This window comes from Myxococcus sp. SDU36 (assembly GCF_030168875.1).
Lineage (GTDB): Bacteria > Myxococcota > Myxococcia > Myxococcales > Myxococcaceae > Myxococcus > Myxococcus vastator.
This window is the reverse complement of the sequence record NZ_CP077414.1, coordinates 6,344,263-6,365,446: the sequence shown is the minus strand read 5'-3', so window position 1 is coordinate 6,365,446 and position 21,184 is coordinate 6,344,263. Positions and strand designations below refer to the sequence as shown.

Annotated in this window: 19 protein-coding genes; 8 read left to right on the top strand and 11 right to left on the bottom strand. The window is 70.2% G+C overall.

Going from position 1 to position 21,184, the window contains the following annotated elements; translation table 11 throughout:
• Positions 1 to 76: 76 nt before the first annotated feature.
• From KGD87_RS25755 to KGD87_RS25740, 4 genes are all read right to left on the bottom strand, one after another.
• Positions 77 to 916, bottom strand: coding sequence for a hypothetical protein (locus tag KGD87_RS25755; RefSeq protein WP_284663329.1), 840 nt, complete (start codon positions 914 to 916; stop codon positions 77 to 79).
• Positions 913 to 1,671, bottom strand: coding sequence for a hypothetical protein (locus KGD87_RS25750; RefSeq protein WP_284663327.1), 759 nt, complete (start codon positions 1,669 to 1,671; stop codon positions 913 to 915). The genes KGD87_RS25755 and KGD87_RS25750 overlap by 4 nt, the downstream gene beginning before the upstream one ends.
• Complete coding sequence (locus KGD87_RS25745) at positions 1,668 to 3,623, bottom strand: TonB-dependent receptor (RefSeq protein ID WP_502888044.1); 1,956 nt, start codon at positions 3,621 to 3,623, stop codon at positions 1,668 to 1,670. The genes KGD87_RS25750 and KGD87_RS25745 overlap by 4 nt, the downstream gene beginning before the upstream one ends.
• A gap of 372 nt (positions 3,624 to 3,995) precedes the next feature.
• Positions 3,996 to 4,409 (bottom strand): hypothetical protein, encoded by a 414-nt coding sequence (locus KGD87_RS25740; protein ID WP_284663325.1) that lies wholly within the window; start codon positions 4,407 to 4,409, stop codon positions 3,996 to 3,998.
• 188 nt (positions 4,410 to 4,597) lie between these two features.
• On the opposite strand from KGD87_RS25740, the gene glpD reads away from it, so the two are divergent.
• Together glpD and KGD87_RS25730 are read left to right on the top strand one after the other, a co-directional pair.
• Entirely contained in the window at positions 4,598 to 6,295 is a 1,698-nt protein-coding gene (gene glpD / locus KGD87_RS25735) for a glycerol-3-phosphate dehydrogenase (RefSeq protein WP_284663324.1), read from the top strand.
• Positions 6,296 to 6,529: 234 nt separating this feature from the next.
• Positions 6,530 to 8,335, top strand: coding sequence for a S8 family serine peptidase (locus tag KGD87_RS25730; RefSeq protein WP_284663323.1), 1,806 nt, complete (start codon positions 6,530 to 6,532; stop codon positions 8,333 to 8,335).
• Positions 8,336 to 8,351: 16 nt separating this feature from the next.
• Here KGD87_RS25730 and KGD87_RS25725 read toward each other — a convergent pair whose 3' ends face one another.
• Positions 8,352 to 8,840, bottom strand: coding sequence for an anti-sigma factor family protein (locus KGD87_RS25725; protein ID WP_284663322.1), 489 nt, complete (start codon positions 8,838 to 8,840; stop codon positions 8,352 to 8,354).
• On the bottom strand, positions 8,837 to 9,451 hold the full coding sequence (locus KGD87_RS25720; RefSeq protein ID WP_284663321.1) for an RNA polymerase sigma factor: 615 nt from the start codon (positions 9,449 to 9,451) through the stop codon (positions 8,837 to 8,839). The genes KGD87_RS25725 and KGD87_RS25720 overlap by 4 nt, the downstream gene beginning before the upstream one ends.
• A gap of 158 nt (positions 9,452 to 9,609) precedes the next feature.
• Here KGD87_RS25720 and KGD87_RS25715 point away from each other — a divergent pair, with 158 nt between their 5' ends.
• A complete protein-coding gene (locus KGD87_RS25715) occupies positions 9,610 to 10,854 on the top strand; it encodes an acyltransferase family protein (protein ID WP_284663320.1) in 1,245 nt (414 codons plus the stop codon).
• Between the two features lie 41 nt (positions 10,855 to 10,895).
• Here KGD87_RS25715 and KGD87_RS25710 read toward each other — a convergent pair whose 3' ends face one another.
• The 3 genes from KGD87_RS25710 to KGD87_RS25700 all read right to left on the bottom strand — a co-directional run bounded on the left by KGD87_RS25710 (position 10,896) and on the right by KGD87_RS25700 (position 14,481).
• Positions 10,896 to 11,189 carry a FruA-associating protein, FapA gene (locus KGD87_RS25710; protein ID WP_284663319.1) on the bottom strand — a complete coding sequence of 98 codons (294 nt, stop codon included), beginning with the start codon at positions 11,187 to 11,189 and terminating at the stop codon, positions 10,896 to 10,898.
• A gap of 106 nt (positions 11,190 to 11,295) precedes the next feature.
• Positions 11,296 to 12,345 (bottom strand): NAD(P)-dependent alcohol dehydrogenase, encoded by a 1,050-nt coding sequence (locus KGD87_RS25705; RefSeq protein ID WP_284663318.1) that lies wholly within the window; start codon positions 12,343 to 12,345, stop codon positions 11,296 to 11,298.
• 63 nt (positions 12,346 to 12,408) lie between these two features.
• Positions 12,409 to 14,481: an ATP-binding protein gene (locus KGD87_RS25700; RefSeq protein ID WP_284663317.1), complete on the bottom strand. Its 2,073-nt coding sequence runs from the start codon at positions 14,479 to 14,481 to the stop codon at positions 12,409 to 12,411.
• 228 nt (positions 14,482 to 14,709) lie between these two features.
• On the opposite strand from KGD87_RS25700, the gene mhpA reads away from it, so the two are divergent.
• From mhpA to KGD87_RS25685, 3 genes are all read left to right on the top strand, one after another.
• Positions 14,710 to 16,290 (top strand): bifunctional 3-(3-hydroxy-phenyl)propionate/3-hydroxycinnamic acid hydroxylase MhpA, encoded by a 1,581-nt coding sequence (gene mhpA, locus KGD87_RS25695; protein ID WP_284663315.1) that lies wholly within the window; start codon positions 14,710 to 14,712, stop codon positions 16,288 to 16,290.
• An 80-nt stretch (positions 16,291 to 16,370) separates the two neighbouring features.
• Positions 16,371 to 16,709, top strand: coding sequence for a BlaI/MecI/CopY family transcriptional regulator (locus KGD87_RS25690; protein WP_284663313.1), 339 nt, complete (start codon positions 16,371 to 16,373; stop codon positions 16,707 to 16,709).
• Positions 16,710 to 17,003: 294 nt separating this feature from the next.
• Entirely contained in the window at positions 17,004 to 18,341 is a 1,338-nt protein-coding gene (locus tag KGD87_RS25685) for a calcium-binding protein (RefSeq protein WP_284663311.1), read from the top strand.
• Between the two features lie 147 nt (positions 18,342 to 18,488).
• Here the strand turns inward: KGD87_RS25685 and KGD87_RS25680 are convergent, their stop codons facing one another.
• Positions 18,489 to 19,250, bottom strand: a complete 762-nt coding sequence (locus tag KGD87_RS25680) for a porin family protein (protein ID WP_284663309.1) — start codon at positions 19,248 to 19,250, stop codon at positions 18,489 to 18,491.
• A 167-nt stretch (positions 19,251 to 19,417) separates the two neighbouring features.
• Between KGD87_RS25680 and KGD87_RS25675 the strand changes: the two genes are divergently transcribed.
• Positions 19,418 to 19,591 carry a hypothetical protein gene (locus KGD87_RS25675; RefSeq protein WP_284663308.1) on the top strand — a complete coding sequence of 58 codons (174 nt, stop codon included), beginning with the start codon at positions 19,418 to 19,420 and terminating at the stop codon, positions 19,589 to 19,591.
• A 10-nt stretch (positions 19,592 to 19,601) separates the two neighbouring features.
• Here KGD87_RS25675 and KGD87_RS25670 read toward each other — a convergent pair whose 3' ends face one another.
• Positions 19,602 to 20,252, bottom strand: coding sequence for a TetR/AcrR family transcriptional regulator (locus tag KGD87_RS25670; RefSeq protein ID WP_284663307.1), 651 nt, complete (start codon positions 20,250 to 20,252; stop codon positions 19,602 to 19,604).
• Positions 20,253 to 20,338: 86 nt separating this feature from the next.
• On the opposite strand from KGD87_RS25670, the gene KGD87_RS25665 reads away from it, so the two are divergent.
• Complete coding sequence (locus tag KGD87_RS25665; protein WP_284663306.1) at positions 20,339 to 21,154, top strand: alpha/beta fold hydrolase; 816 nt, start codon at positions 20,339 to 20,341, stop codon at positions 21,152 to 21,154.
• Positions 21,155 to 21,184: the final 30 nt, after the last annotated feature.

Genomic DNA, 21,184 nt, shown 5'->3' with positions numbered 1-21,184 from the left:
GGCCTGGAGACGCATGCTGGCGCGGTGGCCGGGCCGCTTCGCCGTGCCGCCGCGCCAGCATTCAAACAGCGTGGCGTCAGCGCGCTCGGGGCTCGCACTCACCTTCGCCGCGGTAGTGCCCCAGGTTGCGCGTCAGCGCCGTGACGAAGTCGCGCAGCGTCCGCACGTTGCCCACGCCCCCCGTGCCGTACTGGCCCGACGGGAGCTCCGTCAGGTCCACCGCCGCCAATTCCTCGAGCGTCACCTCGCCGTCGGGACCCGCGATGCCCAGGCTGTCCGCGGCGGCCAGTGCGTCAAAGCGCATCCGCGCGTCCGGCGACTGCAGGTCGTCGAAGAAGAGGTGGTCGCCGTGGATGGTGAGCTGCACCGTCTCCTCGCCATCCTTGGGCACCGTCACACCTTCGCCCAGGCCGGGGCTCTCGCAATGCTCGTAGACGGTGTTGGTGGTGAAGCCCCAGGCGAAACGCTTGGTCTCTTCGCGCTGGGTCGCCGTGCCCTCCAGGTAGACGGAGTAGCCGCCGTCCTTCATCCGCGTGACGTCCGCGGCGTCCGCGTTGCCCGCCACGGCGTTGGCATTGGGCGCGATGGCGAAGCTGACGTGGTCCCACGCCTGGGCCGGCACGTCGCGGAACGTCTCCACCACCACGGGGCCTGGCTTGTGCACGTCGAACACCCTCGCCTGCGTCATCTCGACGACCGTCTCGTCGTGGTTGCCGACCTTCACCTCGCCGAGCACCACGAGGAACTTGCTGAAGCGCACCGCCCAGCCGTCCACGATGCCGTCCTCGCCACCCACGGCCGCGGGAATCTCCTGCTCGATGTAGTCCTCGCCGTACGTGGTGAACGTCACCGTGCCCGCGCCGTCACTGCACGCCATCAGCCCCAGACAAGAAAGCCCCAGCATCCACTTCTTCATTGCGCAGCTCCTTCCACCCACGTCACGACGTAGGCAGTGGTGTCTTCCACGCCGCGCACCAGCGCGTTCTGCGCCTGGCTGTCGGCGGGGAAGGTGTAGACACCATCCGCGTCCGAATCGGTCGCGGTGGCGAAGTCAATGCGGCCCAGCCACGTCCCCAGGTTGACGGCGATGCGCACGCGGCCCGCCTCCATCCCCAGGGACTTCTCGAAGCGCACGCCCTGGATGGGCTTGGACAGGCGCGTCAGCGCGTCGAAGCGCCGCTCCATGCCCTCCGCGTCGCGCGCCGTGCCGCGGACGCGCATCGCCTGGCCGCTCAGCACGCCCTGCGCGTCGGTGGCCTGCGTGGGGGCCGTCAACGTCAGCTCCAGGGAGCCGTACTCGCCCGTCACCGCGTTCGCGTCGCCCAGCGTGGCGCCGGTGAGCAGGTCCACGGTGTGGGTAGTCAGCACCTCGGCCAGCGCGTCGCCCGGCGCGTAGTGCCCAGGGTGGGCCAGGGCCGTGCCGCCCATGAGCGTGTACCAGTCGAAGCGGCGGGCCGTCAGCGCGCGGCCCTCGAAGAAGCGCACCGGGCCCACGGAGAGGTGCGCGGACTCCACCGTCACCGTCCAGCCTCGCTCGTTGGCGCCCGTCATGGGCGTGGACGTCACCTCCACGGGGAAGGTGCGCCGCTCCGCTTCGCTGCCACAGCCGCCCAGGGGCGTGGACGCGGCGGCCAGGGCCAGCGCGCCGGTGAGGATGTGTCTGCGATTCATAGGTGGACCTCCAAGGAGAGCGAGGCCATCCGAGGCGACCCCGCGGTGAAATGTCTTGCCGGGACGAGGCTCGCCGCGGCGCCAGGGTCGAAGCGCGAGCCGTAGACGAACTCGCCGTCCCTCCAGCGCGCGTCGAGCAGGTTCGAGACCTCCAGCCGCAGCCCCAGCTCGCCTCGGCGCAGGGCGACGTGCGCATCCGCGAGGAACACGGTGGCGCTGCGCTCACTGAACGGCAGCGGCCGTGGACCGATGAAGGTGAGCCCCGTGCCCAGCGACAGCGTGCTGCCACCGAGCCACGCCCACGTCAGCGGGCCGTCCCAGCCCACGTCGGCGCGCGCGACGAAGGGCGCGAAGTAGGGCAGCAGTGTGTCCGACGCCCGCACGTAGGCGTGGGCGAACGTGGCGCTGACCGAGGCGACGAGCCCAGGCACTGGGCGCGCCTGGAGCGCGCCGGAGACGCCCGAGCGCAGCGTCTGGCCCGTGTACACGGTGGTGCCCACCGTGTGGTCGAAGAAGAAGTCGTTGTCCACCTGCGAGCCGAAGAGGCTGAGCTGCACGGCCCAGTGCTCGCCGTCCTTGCGCGAGCCCAGCTCCGCGCCTCGGATGGAGACGAACGGAGCGCGCTCTCCCTCCGAGAGGCTGCGCGCCTGCGGCGAGCGGAAGCCGTCACCGTAGCTGGCGAAGAGGCGCCAGGCGTGCGCGTCCTCTCCCAGCGCGTACTCCACACCCGCCTTCGCGCCCAGGTGGACGCCGAAGGCGCTGCGCGAATAGCCCTGTCCGTCGTAGTAGCGCGGGTCTCGGAAGGCGAGCGCGTCGAAGACCTCCACGCCCAGCGCGTCCGCGCGTCCCCCCAGTCGAAAGCTCCAGCGGCCCAGCGGCATGCGGGCCTCGGCCCAGCTCCAGACGTCCGTCTGGGTGAAGGCCGCGTCAATCTCGTCGGAGAAGAAGGTGCCGTCGGATTCGCGGTAGCGCCGCTGTGTCTGCTCCACGCTGTCTCGCCGCGCGCCCAGTCCCAGCTCCAGCGCGACCGGGCGGCCGAAGGCCGTCACCGACCTTCGATGCTCTGCGCGGGCGCCCAGCGTGGTGGCGTTGTTCGTCTGCTCCAGGCCGTCACCGCGCTCGTCGACACGGAAGCCCGTGAAGTTGTTGCGCAGCCGCAGGTCCGAGAGGATTCCGAAGACCTCCAGCTTCGTGCGCCCGTTTCCCGTGCGCGGCAGGTCCATGCCGAGCAGCAACTGGTGCCGCGACACCGAGCCGCCCTGTCGGCCCAGGGCGGCGGAGAAGAAGTCGCCGCGGCCCGAGCGCAGGTCGTCCTCGCGCACCACGCCCGGGGAGTCGAAGCGCGTGACGTAGCTGCCTCCGAGCGCGCGGACCGTCAGCCCCTCCCCGATTGTGGCGTGCGCCTGGGCGAGGAGCGCGGCGCGGCCGTAGCCCCGCTGAGCGCCGAAGCCCCTTCCTTCACCCAACTCCACCGCGGCGAAGGTTCCCGCGTCGTCTCCCGGACGCACCGTGGCCACGAGCCGGCGCTGGCCGTACTGACCGAGTGTGCCCGAGAGGTGGACGCCGGGCTCGGCGACGCCCAGGTCCATGCGGACCGTTCCCGCGACGGCGAAGTCGCCCTGCGCGGCGCGGTAGGAGCCCTCCGTCACCTCGAGCGCCTGCACGACCTCTGGGATGACGAAGTTGAGGTCCGCGTAGCCCAGCGCGTGGATGTGGCTCACCTCGTTCACCGGCAGGCCGCCGACATCGAGCTCCACGTCCTGGCCGTGCAGCGCGTCGAAGCCTCGGAGGAAGAGCTGCTGGGCCTTGCCCTCTCCACTGTGCTGCGAGGCCACGAGGCCGGGGACGGCTCGCAGGAGGTCCACCGCGTTCCTGCGCGGCGCCGCGTCCAGGATGTCCCGGCCCAGCGTCACCTCGGACGCGCTTTGCGCGGGACGCGCGCCGCGCACCACCGTGGACTTTGACGGGGGCTCCTTGGCCCGGGCGTCCTGCTGTCCAGGTGCATCGGCTTGGGACGGGGCCGCTTCCGCTGAAGCCTCGCCGGACGTCCTGGCAGTGGACTCGGGTGGTGCTGGCCCGCCAGACGCGGCGAGGACACACGATGACAGCGCGGCAACGAGGAGCACGGGCACGTACGGACACACGGCGGCGCAGGCCCCTTGCCGCGGCGTCCCGCACACGCGCGAACTTCGCGCGGCACACGACGCCCCAGGGAGTGGCCCCACCGAGACGGGTTCAAGTGTGAGTCAGCAAGCAGGACACACGGACCCAGGCGTGTTCCGCACGCGTGGCTCCCTGCGTTGACTGCGAGAGGAGGCTGTCGGCTACGGGCCCTGGGGCATCGCCGTCGGACGCACCGCGGAGCCAGGGGGCCGTGCGGGGCCGCGCTGGACCTCCGCCAACCACGACGCTTCGCGCACACGCGGCAGCTTCATCACCGCCCACGCCAGCGCCACTGCCTGCAGGTGCTCCACGGAGCCCGTCAGGTGCTCGTGCCCGCTCTTCCGCTCACCGTCTGGTTCGGGCTCCCCCGCGCCCTCGTCGCGTGGGTGTGCGTGCGTGCTCCTCGCACCGTGCGCGTGGGCGCGCCCGTGCGGGTGTGCGTGGGCATGGGGGTGGTGATGACCCCCATCGCCGTGCTCCACCACCGCGTGCAGCACCGGCGCCACCACGAGCCCGTACACCAGGACCATCAGTCCCAGGCTGGCCAGGTCGCGTCGGTCGTGGGGGTTCAACAAGGCCGTGGAGCCCGGGGTGTGGGGGAGGGGTCGGCCGCCTCCTATCTGTCTTCATCCAGACGCGCAAGGCGCCGTCCCCCCTCTGATGGGGGGCTCGCGGACACATGCGGCCTCGCTCCATGTAGCGCGCTTGACGCAGCGCATTGGTTTACGGTGCCCTCGCCGGCCAACGTCGCTACACTTGTGCCGTGCGTTCTGAATCCGTCGCGCTCAGCCGTGTTGTCTCCAATGCAGAGGTACCTCCGCCTCCGTCCCGCACAGCGCGCCTGCGGGCCCTGGCCACGGAGACCTTCGACGTCCTCATCATCGGGGGCGGTGTCACCGGCGCGGGCTCGGCGCGGGATGCCGCGCTCCGGGGCCTGAAGGTGGCGCTCGTCGAGCGCGACGACTTCGCCAGTGGCACCTCCAGCCGCTCGTCCCGGCTCATCCACGGCGGCCTCCGCTACCTGGAACTGGGCCACCTGGGCCTCGTCTTCGAATCCAGCATCGAGCGCCAGCGCCTGCTGCGGCTCGCCCCGCACCTGGTGCGCCCGCTCGCCTTCATCTGGCCGGTGTACGCGGGCGCCCGCGTGCCCCGCTGGAAGCTCAACGCGGGCCTCATGCTCTACGACGCCCTCTCCCTCTTCCGGAACGTGAAGGGCTACCGGCGGCTCAACGCCCGGCAGGTCCACGCGGCCGAGCCCGGCCTGCGCACCGACCACCTCAAGGGCGGCGCTCGCTACTATGACGCGGCCACGGACGACGCGCGCCTCACCCTGGCCAATGCCGTGGGCGCGTCCGAGGCGGGCGCCGTCGTCCTCAACCACGCGGCGGTGAAGGGGCTCATCCTGGAGCAGGGACAGGCGCACGGCGCGACGGTGGTGGACCACCTCACCGGCGAGGAGGTCACCGTGCGCGCCCGGGTCATCGTCAACGCCACCGGCCCCTGGAGCGATGAAATCCGCCGGCTGGATGCGCCGAACGGGACGAGCCCGGCGGTGCGCGGCAGCAAGGGCGTCCACCTCGCCGTGCCGCGCGAGCGCGTCAACCACCGCGATGCCTTCACGCTGCTGTCCCCCAAGGATGGCCGGGTGATGTTCGTGCTGCCCGCCGACAACTTCACCATCATCGGCACCACGGAGACGTCCACGCGCGCGCACCCCGCGGAGGTCCGCGCCAGCGAGTCCGACGTGGCCTACCTGCTGGAGTCCGCCAACGCCTTCTTCCCCGAGGCGCGCCTCACTCGCGCGGACGTGGTGAGCGCGTGGGCCGGCATCCGGCCCCTGGTGGCCAGCGGCTACCAAGGCACGCAGGCCGACGCGGGCAGCGCCAGCCGGGAGCACGCCATCGACGTGAGCCCGTCCGGCGTGCTCGCCATCAGCGGTGGCAAGCTCACCACCTACCGCGTCATGGCGCGCGACGTGGTGGACGCGGTGGAGCGCCGCATGGGGCAGCCCCGCCGCCGCTCGCCCACGGACACGCTGCCCCTGCCCGGTGGAGACATCCGCGCGCTGGACGCCGAGTTCGCCGCGGCTCGCGCCGAGGTGGGAGACGACGCCACGGCCGTCCACCTGGTGCGCGCCTATGGCAGCCGCTGGCGCCGCGTCTGGGCCCTCACGCGCGAGGACCCCGCGCTGGCCCGGCCGCTCGCCGAGGGGCTTCCCTACCGTGCCGCCGAGGCCGCCTGGGGTGTCAGCCATGAGCTGGTGCACACCCTGTCGGACCTGCTCATCCGCCGCCTCAAGGTGGCGTTCGAGACGCGTGACCAGGGGCATTCGGCCGCGCGCGTGGCGGCCGAGGTCATGGCGCCCCGGCTGGGCTGGGACGCCGCGCAGACGCAGCGGCAGTTGGACGTCTATGCCGCCGATGCGCTCCGCGTCTTCGGCGTGGACCCCTCCGAGGCGTGAGCGGGCGAACGCTCCGCTCAGAGGAGCGTTCGCTGGCTCACGGTCGTGCCCGCTGGCCGCTCGCCCAGCCCGTCCTGCCACGAACAGGGGCGCGAGCGGCCGGTTCGCTGACGTGGTTAACTTGCGCTCCGGGAACGGAAGCAGGTGTCTTCCCGTTCATGCGCGTCCCTGGAAATCCATCAGCCGCGCCGTGCCGTACGACGCCTGCTTGACGGGGCACTCGAGGAGCGTGAAATGAAGCGTTGCGTCTGGCTGGGGCTGGTCGGTGGGCTGATGGCGTGTGGCTCGTCGGAGGATGAGCCCAAGGCGTGCCCGGGTACCGAGGGAATGTCCCAGCCGCCGGCGGTGGTGTCCGCGGCGCGAAGCGAGGCAGCCCTGACGGACGATGGCGCGGAGGACGTCATCATCGCCTTCCGGCAGCGCGTCTTCGCCACCGCGCAGGCCAACACGGAGGCCTTCGCCAACGAGGTGACGCGCGCCGGAGGGCAGGTGAAGCAGCGCGTCCCGTCGCTGAACATGCTGTCCGCCCGGGTGTCACCCGAAGCGCGCGAGGCGCTCGCTCGGAATCCCGACGTGGTGTCGGTGTCGCCCAACCGTCCGGTGTACGCCCTGGGGATGTCGCGGCCACCGCTGCCCGCGCAGGCCTGGCTGGGCGCCCAGCCGCCACCGGTCAACACCGTGGGCTCCGTGGGGGAGTACACCGAGGGCCTGAAGATGGTGCAGGCCAACCAGGTCTGGGACGCCAACAACGACGGTGTCCTCGACGAGGGCCGGCCTTCGGGCACGGGCATCAAGGTGTGCGTCATCGACAGTGGCTGGGACAACCGCCACCCGGAGCTGCAGGCCGCCTTCATCGGAGGCAAGGACTTCATCAGCGGGTCCGCCAACGCGCTGGCGCTGGACGCGCAGGTGGACTCGCAGGGCAACGTGCTGCTGTGGGGCGGCGGACATGGCACGCACACCGCGGCCACCATCGCCGCGCAGCTGGGCGGGGGCGGCCGGGTGCGGCTGGGCGAGGACCCCAACGGCACGGTGGGCGTGGCCCCCACCGCGTCGCTGCTGATTGCCCGGGTGCTGAACGAGCGCGGCACGGGCGACACCATGAAGGTCATCGCCGCGCTCGAGTGGTGCCAGGAGCAGGGGGCGAACATCGTGTCGCTGTCGCTGGGCGCCTCGTCGGACAACGACGCCGAGGCGCTGGCCTTCAGCCAGGCCAAGGCCAATGGCGTGCTGGCCATCGCGGCGACGGGCAACTCCGGCGCGGGCGAGGTGTCCTTCCCGGCCGGGTACGACTCCGTGGTGGGCGTGGGCGCGGTGACCTTCGCGGGGGAGTGGGCCAGCTTCTCCCAGTACGGCCCGGGCACCAACCTGGTGGCCCCCGGCGTGGGCGTGCTGAGCGCCACCATCATCGGCGGGGCGCCGTATGGCGAGGTGGCCGCGAGCGGCCAGCAGTTCATGTCCAACCCCCTGGAGTTCTCGGCCGTGGGCGCCTATTCGGGGCGGCTGGTGGACTGCGGACTGGGCAGCAGCATGTCCGACTGTGGAGAGGCCGCCACCTGTGAGGGCTTCGTCGCCTACGTGGACCGCGGCGGCGGAATCCTCTTCGAGGAGAAGGTGCGCAACGCCATCCGCGCCGGAGCGAAGGCCGTCATCATCGGCAACCACACCGCGGAGGAGGGCACGGGCAACTTCACGCTCAACGGGCCGTCCACGCTGTGGGTGCCCACTGTTTCCGTGTCCCTGGAGTCGGCCAACATGCTGCGCGGGCTCATGGGGCAGGACGTGACGTTGGACGTCACCGGCCTGGACTATGCGCTGCAGACGGGCACCTCCATGTCGACGCCGCACGTGGCCGGCGTGGCGGCCCTGGTGTGGAGCCTGAATCCCCAGCAGCTCGATGCGGAAGATGTGCGCGCGGCCCTGCTCGACACGGCCCGTGATTTGGGGCCGGACGGGTGGGATCCGAACTACGGCAATGGCTTGGTGCAGGCGGCGGACGCCGTCGAGTACGCCGAGGGACTGCTGACCCCGGTGCCGTAGCGCACCGCGGCCGGCGTCAGCGCAGGGTCATCAGGGGGGAGGCCACCAGGCACGCCCCCACGCGGGCTTCCAGCGCCGCCACGGCTTCCCGTGAAGGGTCGTCACACCAGTCGACGGCCCGGGTGGCGGTGACGAGCGCGTCGTTCCGGGTCCAGGGCTCGTCGGCGCTTGGGATGCGCGTCACCTGGAGCGTGGTGAGCCCCACGAAGGCCACCGACGCCAGGGCGGCGGTCAGCATCTTTCCCCAATGCAACCAGCTGACCTTCGGGGCGGCGGGCACCACGGGCTTTCGCAGCCGGGACTCCAGCGCGGCGAAGTCCAGGGCGGGCCGGGCTGGCATGCGCCGCGCTCGCTGCGCCATCCACCCACGCTCCGCGCGCAGCCAGCTCAGCGCGTGCTGACAGGCGGGGCAGGCCTGGGTGTGCGCGCGGACGCGCGCGGCGTCCTCGGGGGCGAGCTCGTCGGCCAGCAGCGCGTCCAGTTCGGTTTCGCGACAAGCGCTCATGAGTGGCCTCCGACGTGTGCGGCCAGTTGCTCGCGCAGCTGGAGCCGTGCGCGGTGGATTTCGTTCTTCACCTTCTGGAGCGACCAGCCCATCACCGCTGAAATCTCCTCGTAGGGCAGGCCATGGTCGATGCGCAGCAGCAGCGCCGCGCGCCGGTCCTCGCGCAGCGTCCCCAGCGCGCCCGCCAGCAGTCCTTCCAGCTCCCGGTCCAGGAGCAGGTCCTCCGGCGTGGGCGTGGGCAGCACCGCCTCTATCTGGCTGCCATGGACTTCATCGTCCATGTCCACATGGAGGCCCCGGTGCCGCAGCGACTCCAGGTACACGTGCCGGGCGATGCCCAGCAGCCACGCGCCCAGCCGGTCCTCGTCGCGGAGCGCGCCCAGCCGCGCATGGGCGCGGACGAAGGTCTCCTGCGTGGCTTCGTCCGCCGCCGCCTCGTCGCGCAGCAAGTCCTTCAAGAAGCGCCACACCCCCGCGGCGTGACGTTCGAACAGCCAGCGGAAGGCCGCGGGGTCACCCGTGCGCGCCCGGCGCAGCAGCGTCCGCTCCCGGTCCGTGTCGGACGGGGGCGCACCTGCCAGCACCATCTTCATCGCGGAGAGGAGGGCCACGGCCCAAGGTGTCACGAGCGGCCCGGGAGTTTCACGCGCGCGTGCGTTTTTCCCGCGCCTGGCTGCCTGGTGGCAGGACGGACACCCCGCACCGCAATCCCACGCACGCCGGGTGGTGGTCTTGTTGAATGACAGTCGTTGTTGGTAAGAGACTTTTCATGTCCTTGAACTCTGGCCGTGTGGATGCACCCACGGCGCACGCGCCGCGCCTGCAGGGCCACCTGCCCGTGCTGGACGGTGTGCGAGGCCTCGCCGTTCTCCTGGTGGTGTTCTTCCACACGACCCACCTGAGCGACCAGAGCGTGGCGGGACGCGTGACGTGGTGGCTGGCCGGCGCCGGGTGGACGGGCGTGGACCTGTTCTTCGTCCTCTCCGGCTTCCTCATCACCGGCATCCTCTGGGAGGCGAAGGGCCAGCCGTACTTCTTCCGCAACTTCTACATGCGCCGCTTCCTGCGCATCTTCCCGCTCTACTACCTGGCGCTGGCGGTGTCGTTCCTGGTGCTGCCGTCGCTGGCGGGCCGGCTGGGCCTGGACGAGCGCATCACCACCGACGGCGCCGTCTGGTACCTGCTGTACCTCTCCAACTTCTACCAGCTGTGGGTGGACACCACGCACCCCATCCTCGGCGTGGTGTGGTCGCTGGCGATTGAAGAGCAGTTCTACATCGTCTGGCCCTTCCTCATCGCCGCGGTGTCGTACCGGGGCGCCATCCGGTTGTGCCTGGGCACCATCGCCATGGCCATCCTGGTGCGCGTGGGGCTCACGCTGTACGGGGCCAGCATCGAGAGCACCTACGTGGTGACGTTCTGCCGCGTGGACTCGCTGGCCATGGGCGGCCTGCTGGCCATGGCGCTGCGCCACCCGGAAGGGCTGGGGCTGAAGGCGTTCCCGTGGATGCGCTGGGCGGCCTGGGCCTCGGTGCCGGTGGTGCTCGCCCTGGTGGTGCTGCCGGTGGGCCCCACCTTCGAGCTGGTGAAGCGCACGGCCGGCTACACCGCCATCGCCGTGCTCTACGCCGTGTGCGTGTACAAGGCGGTGGCCGTCTCCAAGGGCCACGTCCTGCACCGCTTCCTCACGACGCGGCTGCTGCTCACCTTCGGCAAGTACAGCTACGCCATCTACCTCATCCACTCGCCGCTGGACGCCATCCTGCGCCGCACGGTGCTGAAGACGCCGCTGAAGACGGTGGCGGGCTCGGACATGCCCATGCAGCTGGTGTTCTATGTGGTGGCCGCGGGGCTGTCGCTGGGGCTCGCGCTGGTGAGCTGGAACCTCTTCGAGAAGCACATGTTGAAGCTCAAGGACCACTTCCCCTATGGGCAGCGCCCCGCTCCGGCGCCGGTGCCGCTGCCGGAGGGCGCCCAGGCCGAGCGGACCGAGGCGCCCGCCCGGGTGGCGTGACATCCGCGGGAGTGCCCGGCGCCGGGGCTCCCTGCTCGCCGTCAATCACGGCGCTTGGAGAAGGCTTCCACGACGCGCAGGGCCCACGCCTCCGCCGAGTCGAGCTCCGCGCGGGCGCTGGCAAAACGGTCCAGTCCCGCCTCCGAGCCGTCCCGCGCGAAGATGGCGTCGTGCAGCTCCTTCTGTGCACGGCTGAGCCATTGGCTCGCCTTCTGGCGAAGCTGGGCTGCCTTCTGGGGCGTGGGGGCGGCGAGCCCTGGCTCCAGCAACTCTTGCTCCTCGGGGTACAGGGACGTCACCTTCGCGAAACTGGGCTGTGCAATCGTCGTAGTCATGCGCTGAGAATTCGCACCGAACGGCGAGCGGGCACCTGACCAGTGGGGCAGGAGAATGTGCAATGGCATGCACTGTCCCGCCCTTCAGGGCAAAGCGCCTGGGCGGCTACTTCCGCAGGCTCGCGAGGTCGATGACGAACCGGTACTTCACGTCTCCCCTCAGCAGCCGCTCGTAGGCGTCGTTCACCTGCTGGATGGGAATCAGCTCGATGTCGGAGACGATGCCGTGCTTACCGCAGAAATCTAGCATTTCCTGTGTTTCCTGGATACCCCCAATCATCGAGCCCGAGAAGCTCCGCCGCATGGGGATGAGGGAAAACGGACGGACGTCGAGCGGCTTCTCCGGGGCGCCGACGAGGACCAGGTGGCCGTCGCGGCGCAGGAGCCGCAGGTACGCGTTGAGGTCGTGCTGCGCGGAGACGGTGTCGAGGATGAAGTCGAGCCTGCCCGTCTGCGCGGCCATCTCCTCCTTGTTCGAGGAGACCACGACGGCGTCGGCGCCCAGGCGCGCGGCGTCCTGCTTCTTGCGGTCGGTGTGGCTGAAGACGGTGACGTGGGCGCCCATGGCCTTGGCCAGCTTCACGCCCATGTGGCCCAGCCCGCCCAGGCCCACCACGCCCACGCGCTGACCCGGCTGCACCTTCCAGTGCCGCAGCGGCGAGTACGTGGTGATGCCAGCGCACAGCAGCGGCGCGGCGGCGGCCGGGTCCAGGTTCTCCGGAATCTTCAGCGTGAAGGCCTCGTCCACGACGATGGCCTCGCTGTAGCCGCCCTGGGTCACCGTCCGCCCGTCCTTCTCCTTGCCGTTGTACGTCTGGATGTTGCCGACGTCGCAGTACTGCTCCAGGCCTTCCTGGCAGCTGGGGCAGGTGCGGCAGGAGTCGACCATGCAGCCGACGCCCGCCAGGTCCCCGACCTTGAACTTCTTCACCTGGTCCCCCACGCGGACGACGCGGCCGACGATTTCGTGGCCGGGCACCATGGGGAACAGGGAGCCGCCCCATTCGTCGCGCGCCTGGTGCAGGTCGGAGTGACAGACGCCGCAGTAGAGGATTTCAAGCTGCACGTCGCTGGGGCCGGGCTCGCGGCGCTCGAACTGGAACGGGGCGAGGGGGGACTTCGCGTCCTGGGCGGCATAGCCGCGAACGGGAATCATGGGGGTGCGCTCCTGGCGGTTGGGTGTTGTCACTGCTCGGTGGAAGATGCGTCCGCTCTCTGGCTACGCGGAGGGGATGTTGCGGACGCGGCCTCGAACGAGCGCTGCTTCGTCAGCGTGGCCCGTCTCATCCAGCAGCGCGGCGGCGCGGTGGAAGAGCAGGGCGGCCTCCAGGTGGCGCAGGGCCGCGGCCTCCGCGTTGGCGGCGGAGACGAGGAAGGGCGCCGCGCGGCGTGGCTCGTGGCCGTCCAGCCAGTGCTGCGCCACGACGATGGGCGCGGCGCCGCGCTGCTCCAGGGCCACGGCGAGCCGGCGGTGGAGCAGCGTGCCCAGCGCGCCGGGGACGCCCTGGCGAACCACCTCGAAGAGCAAGTCATTGGTGAAGCGATCGCCCCTCAGAATCTGCGCGCCCTCCAGCTCCGCCACGTGCGTGACGAGCGCCAGCGGGTTCATCTCCAGCACCTCGCTGGCCAGCTCCGGCGTGAAGTCCGTCTTCGCCAGCGCCGCCAGCCGGGCCACCAGCAGCGCGGAGGGGGACAGCCGCTCCAGCCGCTGCTGGATGAGCTGCTGGCCCCGGCCGGAGGCGGGGACGTGTTCGGGCCAGCCGCGCTCCAGGCCGCCCGTCTCCAGCAGGTACTTCAGCGTCTCGGTGATGAAGAGCGGGTTGCCGCCGGTGTGCCGCGTCACGTCCCGCGCCAGTTGCTCCGCGCCGGGCAGCTCCAGGCTCTGGAGCAGCGCGCCCACCGCCGCGGCGCCCAGGGGCCGCAGCTCCACGAGGATGGCCAGCCCCGCGGCCACCAGCTGCTGGACGAAGACGGTGGCCTGGGGCGACAGCTCATCCGCCCGGTAGGTGTCGATGAAGCGCGGGAAGCGGCCTCCGGGCTCGGGCGCGTGGCGGCGCGACAGCATCAGCACCGCGAACTCCGCGGTGGCGCTGTCCATGAACTGGAGGTCGTCGGCGACCATGGCGTCCACGCTGGCGGCGAGCTGGTAGACGAGCTGGCACTGCGCTTCCAGGAAGCGGCTGCGGTCGGCCTCGTCCGCCATGGGCGGGGGCAGGCCTTCCTGCCCGGCCTGGTCCGGCAGCAGGCGCGCCAGCTCGCGCCGCACCCAGCGCGGCAGGTTCGGGTCCGGCACCCGGGCCAGCATCTGCCGCACCAACCGCACGTGTGAGGAGTACGGCACGCTCTGCTCGCCGGGCCGCGCCTCCAGCAGCAGGTAGCTGCCCCGCGACGCCGCGAAGTCATGGGCCAGGCGCGTCTTGCCCACGCCCGGCTCGCCGGAGATGAAGATGGTCTGCCCCGCCTCCCACGCGGCCTCCATCCGCGCCCACTCGCGCTCGCGGCCCACCAGCACCGGTGGCCGGAGCACGGAGAGGGGCAGCCGGCTCGTGGGGGGGGGCACCTGCCTGGGGGCGGGCGGGCCTCGCTCGATTTCACGCGCCAGGGCCACCGTCTGCGGCAGCGGCGTGGTGTCCAGCTCCTCGCGCAGCAGGCGGCGGCACCGCTCGAAGGCGTTGAGCGCGGCCATGCGGTCGCCCGCCACGTAGTGCAGCCGCATCAGCCGGCGCCACGCTTCTTCCGAGTACGGGTCCATGGTGAGGAGCTGCTCCGCGAGCGCCAGCGCGCCCGTCAGGTCCCCCCGCTTCTCCCGCGACTCCGACTCCGCCACGGCGGCCCGGCGGCGAAGCTTGTCCAACCGCTCCCGCGCGCCTTCCAGCCATGTTTGGAATTCTGAGCAATCTTCGAATTCCAGGGCACCCAGGAGCACGCCTTCCAGCATGAGGGCTTCCGAGAAGCGCCCCGCGAGCACATGGGCCTGGAGTTCGGCGGCGTCAGAGACGACGCCCGCGCCCAGCGAGAGGACGTCGGTGCCCTGCACCAGCTCCGCGCCGCAGGCGAGCCGCAGGCGGCGCAGCAGCTGTCGCATGTTGTTGCGCGCGGTCGTCTCCCCGGACTCCGCCCACAGCAGGCCGGCCAGGCGGTACTTCGGGTGGGGGCCTTCCAATGCCAGCCATGCGAGGACGCCCGCGGTCCGCCGCTCCAGGGGGATGCGCGTGTCGCCGACCCGGAGCCGGGCTTCGCCCAAGAGTTCCAGGTGAAAGCGTTGTGTATTTAGCAGGCCGTCGGCGGCCATGTCCTCCGGGATTCCTCGCATGGGCGGGGCCCTAAGGTAACACGTCCGCCGAAAACCTCCGTAACGGGTAGGGATTGCCCCAGCAGTGACAATTTTTGCGTGTGGTTTTTCCATCACACGGCAGCTCGCCGCTCTGAGCGGATGCTGATCCAGGCTTCCGGACCCGTCACACCGTGGTCACACCTGATTCGTTATTAAAAATGCCAGACATTGCCCCAGGAGGCATCCATGGGTTGTGACAGTCAGCAGACGGACGCGCAGGTGGACGTCATCATCAGCGGGTGTGGTCCGGTGGGGGCGTTGACGGGCAACCTGCTGGGTCTCATGGGTGTGCGCACCTTGCTGCTGGAGCGGGACGTGGCGCCGCACGGCGAGCCCCGGGCCTTTTCGTGCGACGACGAAGGCCTGCGCATCTACCAGTCCACCGGACTGTTGGATTTGCTGCAAAGCAACATGCGGGAGAGCCGTTTCGCGGAGTACGTGGGCGGCACGGGCAAGCGCTTCGCGGAGATTCACACCGGCGAGACGGACTTCGGCTTCGGGCACACGCCGCTGTGGTTCTTCCACCAGCCGCTGCTGGAGGGCGCGCTGCGTGACGGGCTCAACCGCTTCGAGCACGTGGAGCTGCGCACGGGCGTGAGTGTGGAGGGGGTGGTGCAGGACTCCGACGGGGTGACGGTGCGCTACCGCGATTCGCGCACCGGGGAGCAGCGCTCCATCCGCGCGAAGTACCTGCTGGCGTGCGACGGGGCGCGCAGCGGCGTGCGCAAGGCGATGGGAATCCCGATGGCGGGGCGGGCCTACGGCGAGCCCTGGCTGGCGGTGTCCGGCACCGTGGTGGAGGGGGACGTGCCGGAAATCTGCCGCTTCGTGTGCGACCCGAAGCGTCCGGCCTTCGTGGCCACCGGCGCGGTGAACCAGATTCGCTGGGAGTTCATGATGATGCCCGGCGAGACGCGCGAGCAGCTGGAGAAGTCGGAGACCATCTCCGAGCTCATCGCGCCGTACGTGGACCCCAAGCGGGTGCGCATCGAGCGGGCGCAGGTCTACACCTTCCACTGCCTCAATGCGGCGCGTTGGCGCCAGGGCAACGTCTTTCTGCTGGGCGACGCGGCGCACACCATGCCGCCCTTCATGGGCCAGGGCCTGGTGTCGGGGATGCGGGATGCGTCCAACCTGGCGTGGAAGCTCAAGCGCGTGCTGCACGGGCAGTCCTCCGCGTCGCTGCTGGACACCTATGAGCAGGAGCGCCGGCCGCACGTGGAGGCGGTGCAGAAGCTGTGCGTCCGGGTGGGGCACCTGTTCCTGGCGCGCAACCCGTTGGTGGCCTCCGCGCGTGACGCGCTGCTGCGCACCCTTCAGCGCATCCCCCGGGTGCGCAAGTTCATCGAGGGCTTCGAGTTCAAGGAGGCCCCGGCGCACGCGAGCGGCTACTACTTCGGCGACAAGGGCGAGTACTTCATCCAGCCGCGCGTGAAGCTGCCGTCGGGTGAGGAGGTCCTGCTGGACGACACCCTGGGCAATGAGTTCACGGTGCTGTGCCGGGGCAATGCGCCGTCGGCGGAGCGGGAGGCGGCGCGCGAGCTGGCCGAGTCGCTGGGGGGCCGGATGCTGACGTTCCATCCTCCGGCGGAGGCGGTGGACGGCGCCGGCGAGGACGCGCCCGCGGTGGTGGACGTCACCGGAAAGCTGGCGGACTGGTTCTCCAGGCACGCCGCGGACGTGGTGGTGCTGCGGCCGGACCGGTTCGTCTACGGCGCGGTGCGGTCGCGGCGCCTGCCGGAGCTGCGGGAGGCGCTGGGGGTGTAGGGCCGGGGCCTTCGTCCGTGAGCTACTAACCTGAGCCCGAAGTGGCTCCACGGCCGTTGACGCCGGTGGAGTTGGAGTTGATGCACCTCGTCTGGCGCCTCGGGGAGGTGAGTGTGGCGGACGTGCTCGCCGCGCTGCCGCCGGAGCGCGCGCTGGCATACACGTCCGTGTCCACGGTGCTGCGCATCCTGGAGCAGAAGGGCGTGGTGGAGAGCCGCAAGCAGGGCCGTGGTCACCTGTACTCGGCGGTGTTGCCGCGTGACGCCTATGAGGCGCAGCGCGTGCGCCACCTGGTGGAGACGGTGTTCGACGGCACCCCTTCCGCGCTGGTGGCGCGGCTGGTGGAGGCGGTGCCCCTGTCCGCCTCGGAGGTGGACCAGCTCCGCGAGCTGCTCGACGCGAAGGGGCGCAAGCCGTGAGCGCCGCGGTGTGTCTCGTCCTGGTGCCGCTCGCGGCGCTGTCATAAGGCGTGGCGCAGGGCCGCGCGGTGACGCTCGTCTCAACGACTACGCCGCCACCGTGCAGGCAGGGCTGCTCATCCTGCGCAACCCGCACCTGTTGGACTGAGCTCGGTCGCTGGGTTTACGTGAAATTATTAAATTACACTTTACTCATGGTGTGACAGGAAGGTAGTCCTTGCATGTCGCGGCGACGTGCCAGACCACGAACCTTGAATCAGGGGACGTGAAACAGTCGCAGAGGGGGAAGTCCACATGAAGAAGCTACAGTTGACGCATGGCGTCCGGGGCGCCGTGCGCGCGGTGATGTCTCACCAGGGGCTCCAGGCGCTGGTGCTGGCCTTGGCCATCGTGGTGCCATGGAGTGCCTCCGCCCAGGCGATGACGCTGCCAGGGATGAATCTGACCCAGCACTGTCAGACGCTCTATGGCTCCACCGCGTTCTCGTATCTCCAGCAGCCCAATCCCACGGCCTTCAGCTGGAAGTGCTGGCACCAGAGCCAGGCCAAGTCCATGGACCTCAACCGGGCGTGCCGGGACCAGTACAAGCACTATGTCAATGGCGTGGAGATTGACGAGGGCTACGAGGCTGCGTACCAGAACTACAGCGATCCTTATTCCTGGTATTGCGTGCTCAGAAACCCATACGCGACGGCTCAAGTCCCCAGCTACAAGCCCGAACTCTATCTGTGGAAGGGGCGCAACATCGCGTTGCGGACGCCTGACCGGACGACCTGCACCACGCCGCAGATTCAGCACATCGTCACGGGAATCGACAAGGGCGTCGACTTCTATGCCGAGGTCACGGGAGATGACCCGCCGCAACACCTCCACTACGACGAGCTGAACAGCCTCGCGGTGCTGCCCAGCGGAGCGGCGCTGCCCTGCGTCGGCGTGGCGTGCGGCTACCGTGGATTTACCGGCGTGGAGTTCAAGTTCGAGGTGTTCCGGGACCAGATGTGCCCCGACGCCGCGGCGGGAGTCCATGACAGCACGCCCTACTACGAGCTCGGCCGCAACTACTGGTTCTATGAAACCAAGCTCTCCTCGAACGAATCCAACTACGGCCACAGCATCCGGACGGGCTACGCGGTGGCGATGCGGTTCCTGGCCATGAGCTACGAGGGCCTGTCGGGCAACAGCGCGCACAACACGCTCTACACCCAGATTCTGGGCCTCGTGGACACCTACCGGACGACCACGGTCGCCTGCGGCACGTCGGGGGCCACGACGACGCCCACGACGCCCGGCGGTTCAACGTGCTACCGCTACGACTGGTCGAACACGCTGCGGGCCAACAGCGGCCTCGCCGGACGCAACTCGACGGACCTGTTCGCGTCCATCATCTTCCGGCTGCACCGGCAGCACGGCTGGAACTTCATCAACAATGTCTGGAAGGAGGCGGCGACGCTCTCCAACGTCACCAGCCCGTTCCATGCCGCGGACAACTTCGTCTTCGCCGCCAGCCGGGCCGCGGGCGTCAACCTGGCGGACGTCTTCCAGAATTCGTGGCGGTGGCCGCTGAGCAGCAGCGCCCGCACGCAGCTCCAGAGCGAGCTCGGCTCTCCGGTCAGCGTCACGCCGTATCACTGAAGTCCGGCTTCGTGGTGACGAGGCCCTCGCCCGCTCCGGTGGGCGGGGGCCTCATGGATTCACGGTGGGCAATGGCTCCCACGGTGGAGCGGTATTGCCACACAGGGACGTGGGGCGGTCCCCCTCATCCGCGGGCCGGTTCTCGCTTTAGAAGCGGAGCTGCATCCGCACGCCGCCGGACAGCCATGCGTGGACCGCCTTGTCGTCGATGCTCTCCGACGCGGACTGGGAGATGTCGCCGAGGATGGGCACGTTCTTCGTCTCCAGGCTGGCGGTCGCCGTCTGGTAGACGCCGACCGCCAGCGACAGGTAGGGCCCGATGGAGAACGTGTCGTTGACGCGGTAGTCGGCGCCGCCCTGGACGGAGGCGAACTCGACACCGCGCACGCCCGCGCCGATGGTGGTCTCCATGTCTCCCTCGCTCGCGGAGAGCTTCGTGTCGAGCAGCTCGTAGCCGATGCCCAGGCCCAGCCAGGGCATGAGCTTCTCACTCGCGAGGAAGTGGTAGGACGCGTTGATGCCGAAGCGCAGCTGGTTGGCGGAGCAGCTGACGTTGGCGCCGCAGTCCTCGGCGAGGAACACGGGCGCATACTGGAAGTAGGCACCCAGGGAGACGTTCGAGTTGAAGAAGTAGCCCACGTCCACCTGCAAGGGGATGGCGCCGCTGTACGCGTCACGCATCTTGGGGCTTTCGCCCCGGTCGGAGCCCACGGCGCTTCCCAGCGGGAGGCTGTAGCCCGCGCGCAGCCCCAGCGCGAAGCCCCGGTTCTCTCGCGCCTGCTCAAGCGTCTCGGTGCTCTTGACCTCCTTGCGCCGGAGGTTGCCGTCATTGCGCCAGTCCGCGGCGAAGGCGGGGGCGGACAGGGTGAGGGAGAGCGCCGTGAGCTTCCAGAGCGTGCGAGTCGTCATGGGGAGGGTGTCCAGCGAGAGGAAGGATCCGCCGTTGCGGTGGATGTGCCTTCTGACGCGAGCCCGCCTGGAAGATTCAACGGTGGGCAACCCGCCGTGCAGCCGGGCCCTGTCGCGCATGCGAGGCGTCCCTAACTTGAAGAGACTTCCCCGTGCCATGGAGGCCAATGATGAAGGGGCTGTTCTACGTGGGCCTGGGGCTGCTCGCGCTCTGGGTCGTGCTCACCGTGACTCGCGTCGTCGTGGGCGGCTTGCTGTGGGTCGTCCTCTTCGCCGGCATCGCCGCGCTGGGGGTGTACGCGTTCCAGGTGGCGTCCGGCCACAGGCGGATGGGCAGGTAGCCGCCCGGCCTCACGCGCCGGAGACACTCCCCAGCATCCGCAGCGCCAGCTCGGCGTGCGTGCTCGCCAGGGTCTCCACCGCGATGGGGCCCTCGGGCTCGAACCAGTGAGGGATGCGCGAGCCCATCCCGGCAATCGCCGCGGCGGTGATTGCGGGATGGAGCGGGGAGAAGTGTCCCTGGGCCATGCCGCGCTGGATGGCGTCCATCAACATGGCGTTGGCCTTGTCCCGCAGCGCTTGCGCCGGCGCCGCCAGCTCCAGGCTCAGCGCGTAGAACTCCTCGTTCACCACCAGCGCGAGCTGCGGATGCTCCGCGTGGACGCGCGTGTGCGCATGAACCAGCGCGCGCACCTGGTCCGCCGGCGTGGGCTGCGCGCCCTGCAGCGCGGACTCCAGGGCCTCGAAGTGGGCTTCGTGGCCAATGCGCACCAGCTCCGCGAGCACGTGGTCCTTGGCCGCGAAGTGGGCGTACAGCGCGCTGGGCCGCAGCTCCAGGGCCGCGGCCAGGTCCCGAATGGACGTGTCGTGATAGCCGCGGCTCGCGAAGAGCTGCAGGGCCGTCTCCAGGATGCGCCGGCGCGTGCCCTCGGGGGGCGCCGCCGCCGTGGGGGGGAGACGGGCGGCCGTGGCGCGCAGGCGGGAGCGGGGGGAGGTGCTCATGAGGGGCTCTTGAATAACGAACGTTCGTTCATGTAACTTCGGGCCTGCGGTTCGACACGCTTCCTACCTGAATCTGGGGTCCGAACATGCCGTTGCTCCAGTTCGAGGAGCTCTCCCTCTACTTCGAGGAATCGGGTGAGGGCACCCCCGTGCTGCTGCTTCACGGGCTTGGCTCCTCTGGCCGGGACTGGGAGTCCGTGGCACCCAGACTGACGGGCCGCCATCGCGTCATCGTTCCAGATGCAAGGGGGCATGGCCGCAGCGGGAAGCCGCCGGGTGCCTATGGCGTGCCGCGCTTCGCCCGGGACATCGCCGGGCTGTGTGACGCGCTGGGCCTCACCGGCGTCCACGTGGTGGGCCTGTCCATGGGCGGGATGATGGGGTTCCAGCTCGCGGTGGACCGGCCGGAGCTGGTGCGCAGCCTGGTCATCGTCAACAGCGGGCCGGAGCTGGTGGCGCGCACGCTGCGCCTCAAGCTCGAGTTCGGCCTGCGACTGTCGCTGCTGAAGCTGCTGGGGCCCGCGGCGCTGGCGAAAATCCTGGCGCCCAGGCTCTTTCCCAAGCCCGAGCAGGAGGCGCTTCGTCAGCGCGCGCTGGAGCTGTTCAGCGCCAACGACCCGGACGCGTACCTGCGCGCGACGAAGGGGCTGGTGGGGTGGAGCGTCACGCGGCACCTGGGCGGCATCACCTGCCCGGTGCTGGTGCTCGCGTCCGACAGGGACTACACGCCCGTGTCCGCGAAGCAGGCCTACGTGGACCTGCTGCCGAACGCGCGGCTCCAGGTGTTGAGTGATTCCGGCCATGCGTCACCGCATGACCAGCCCGACAAGGTCGCCGAAGCCGTGGCGGCCTTCCTGGCCGGAGTCGAGGACGCCGCGGCGGATGCGCGGCAGCCGGGCTGAGCGCGGTTCCCCACCCCGAAGGAGTCAGCC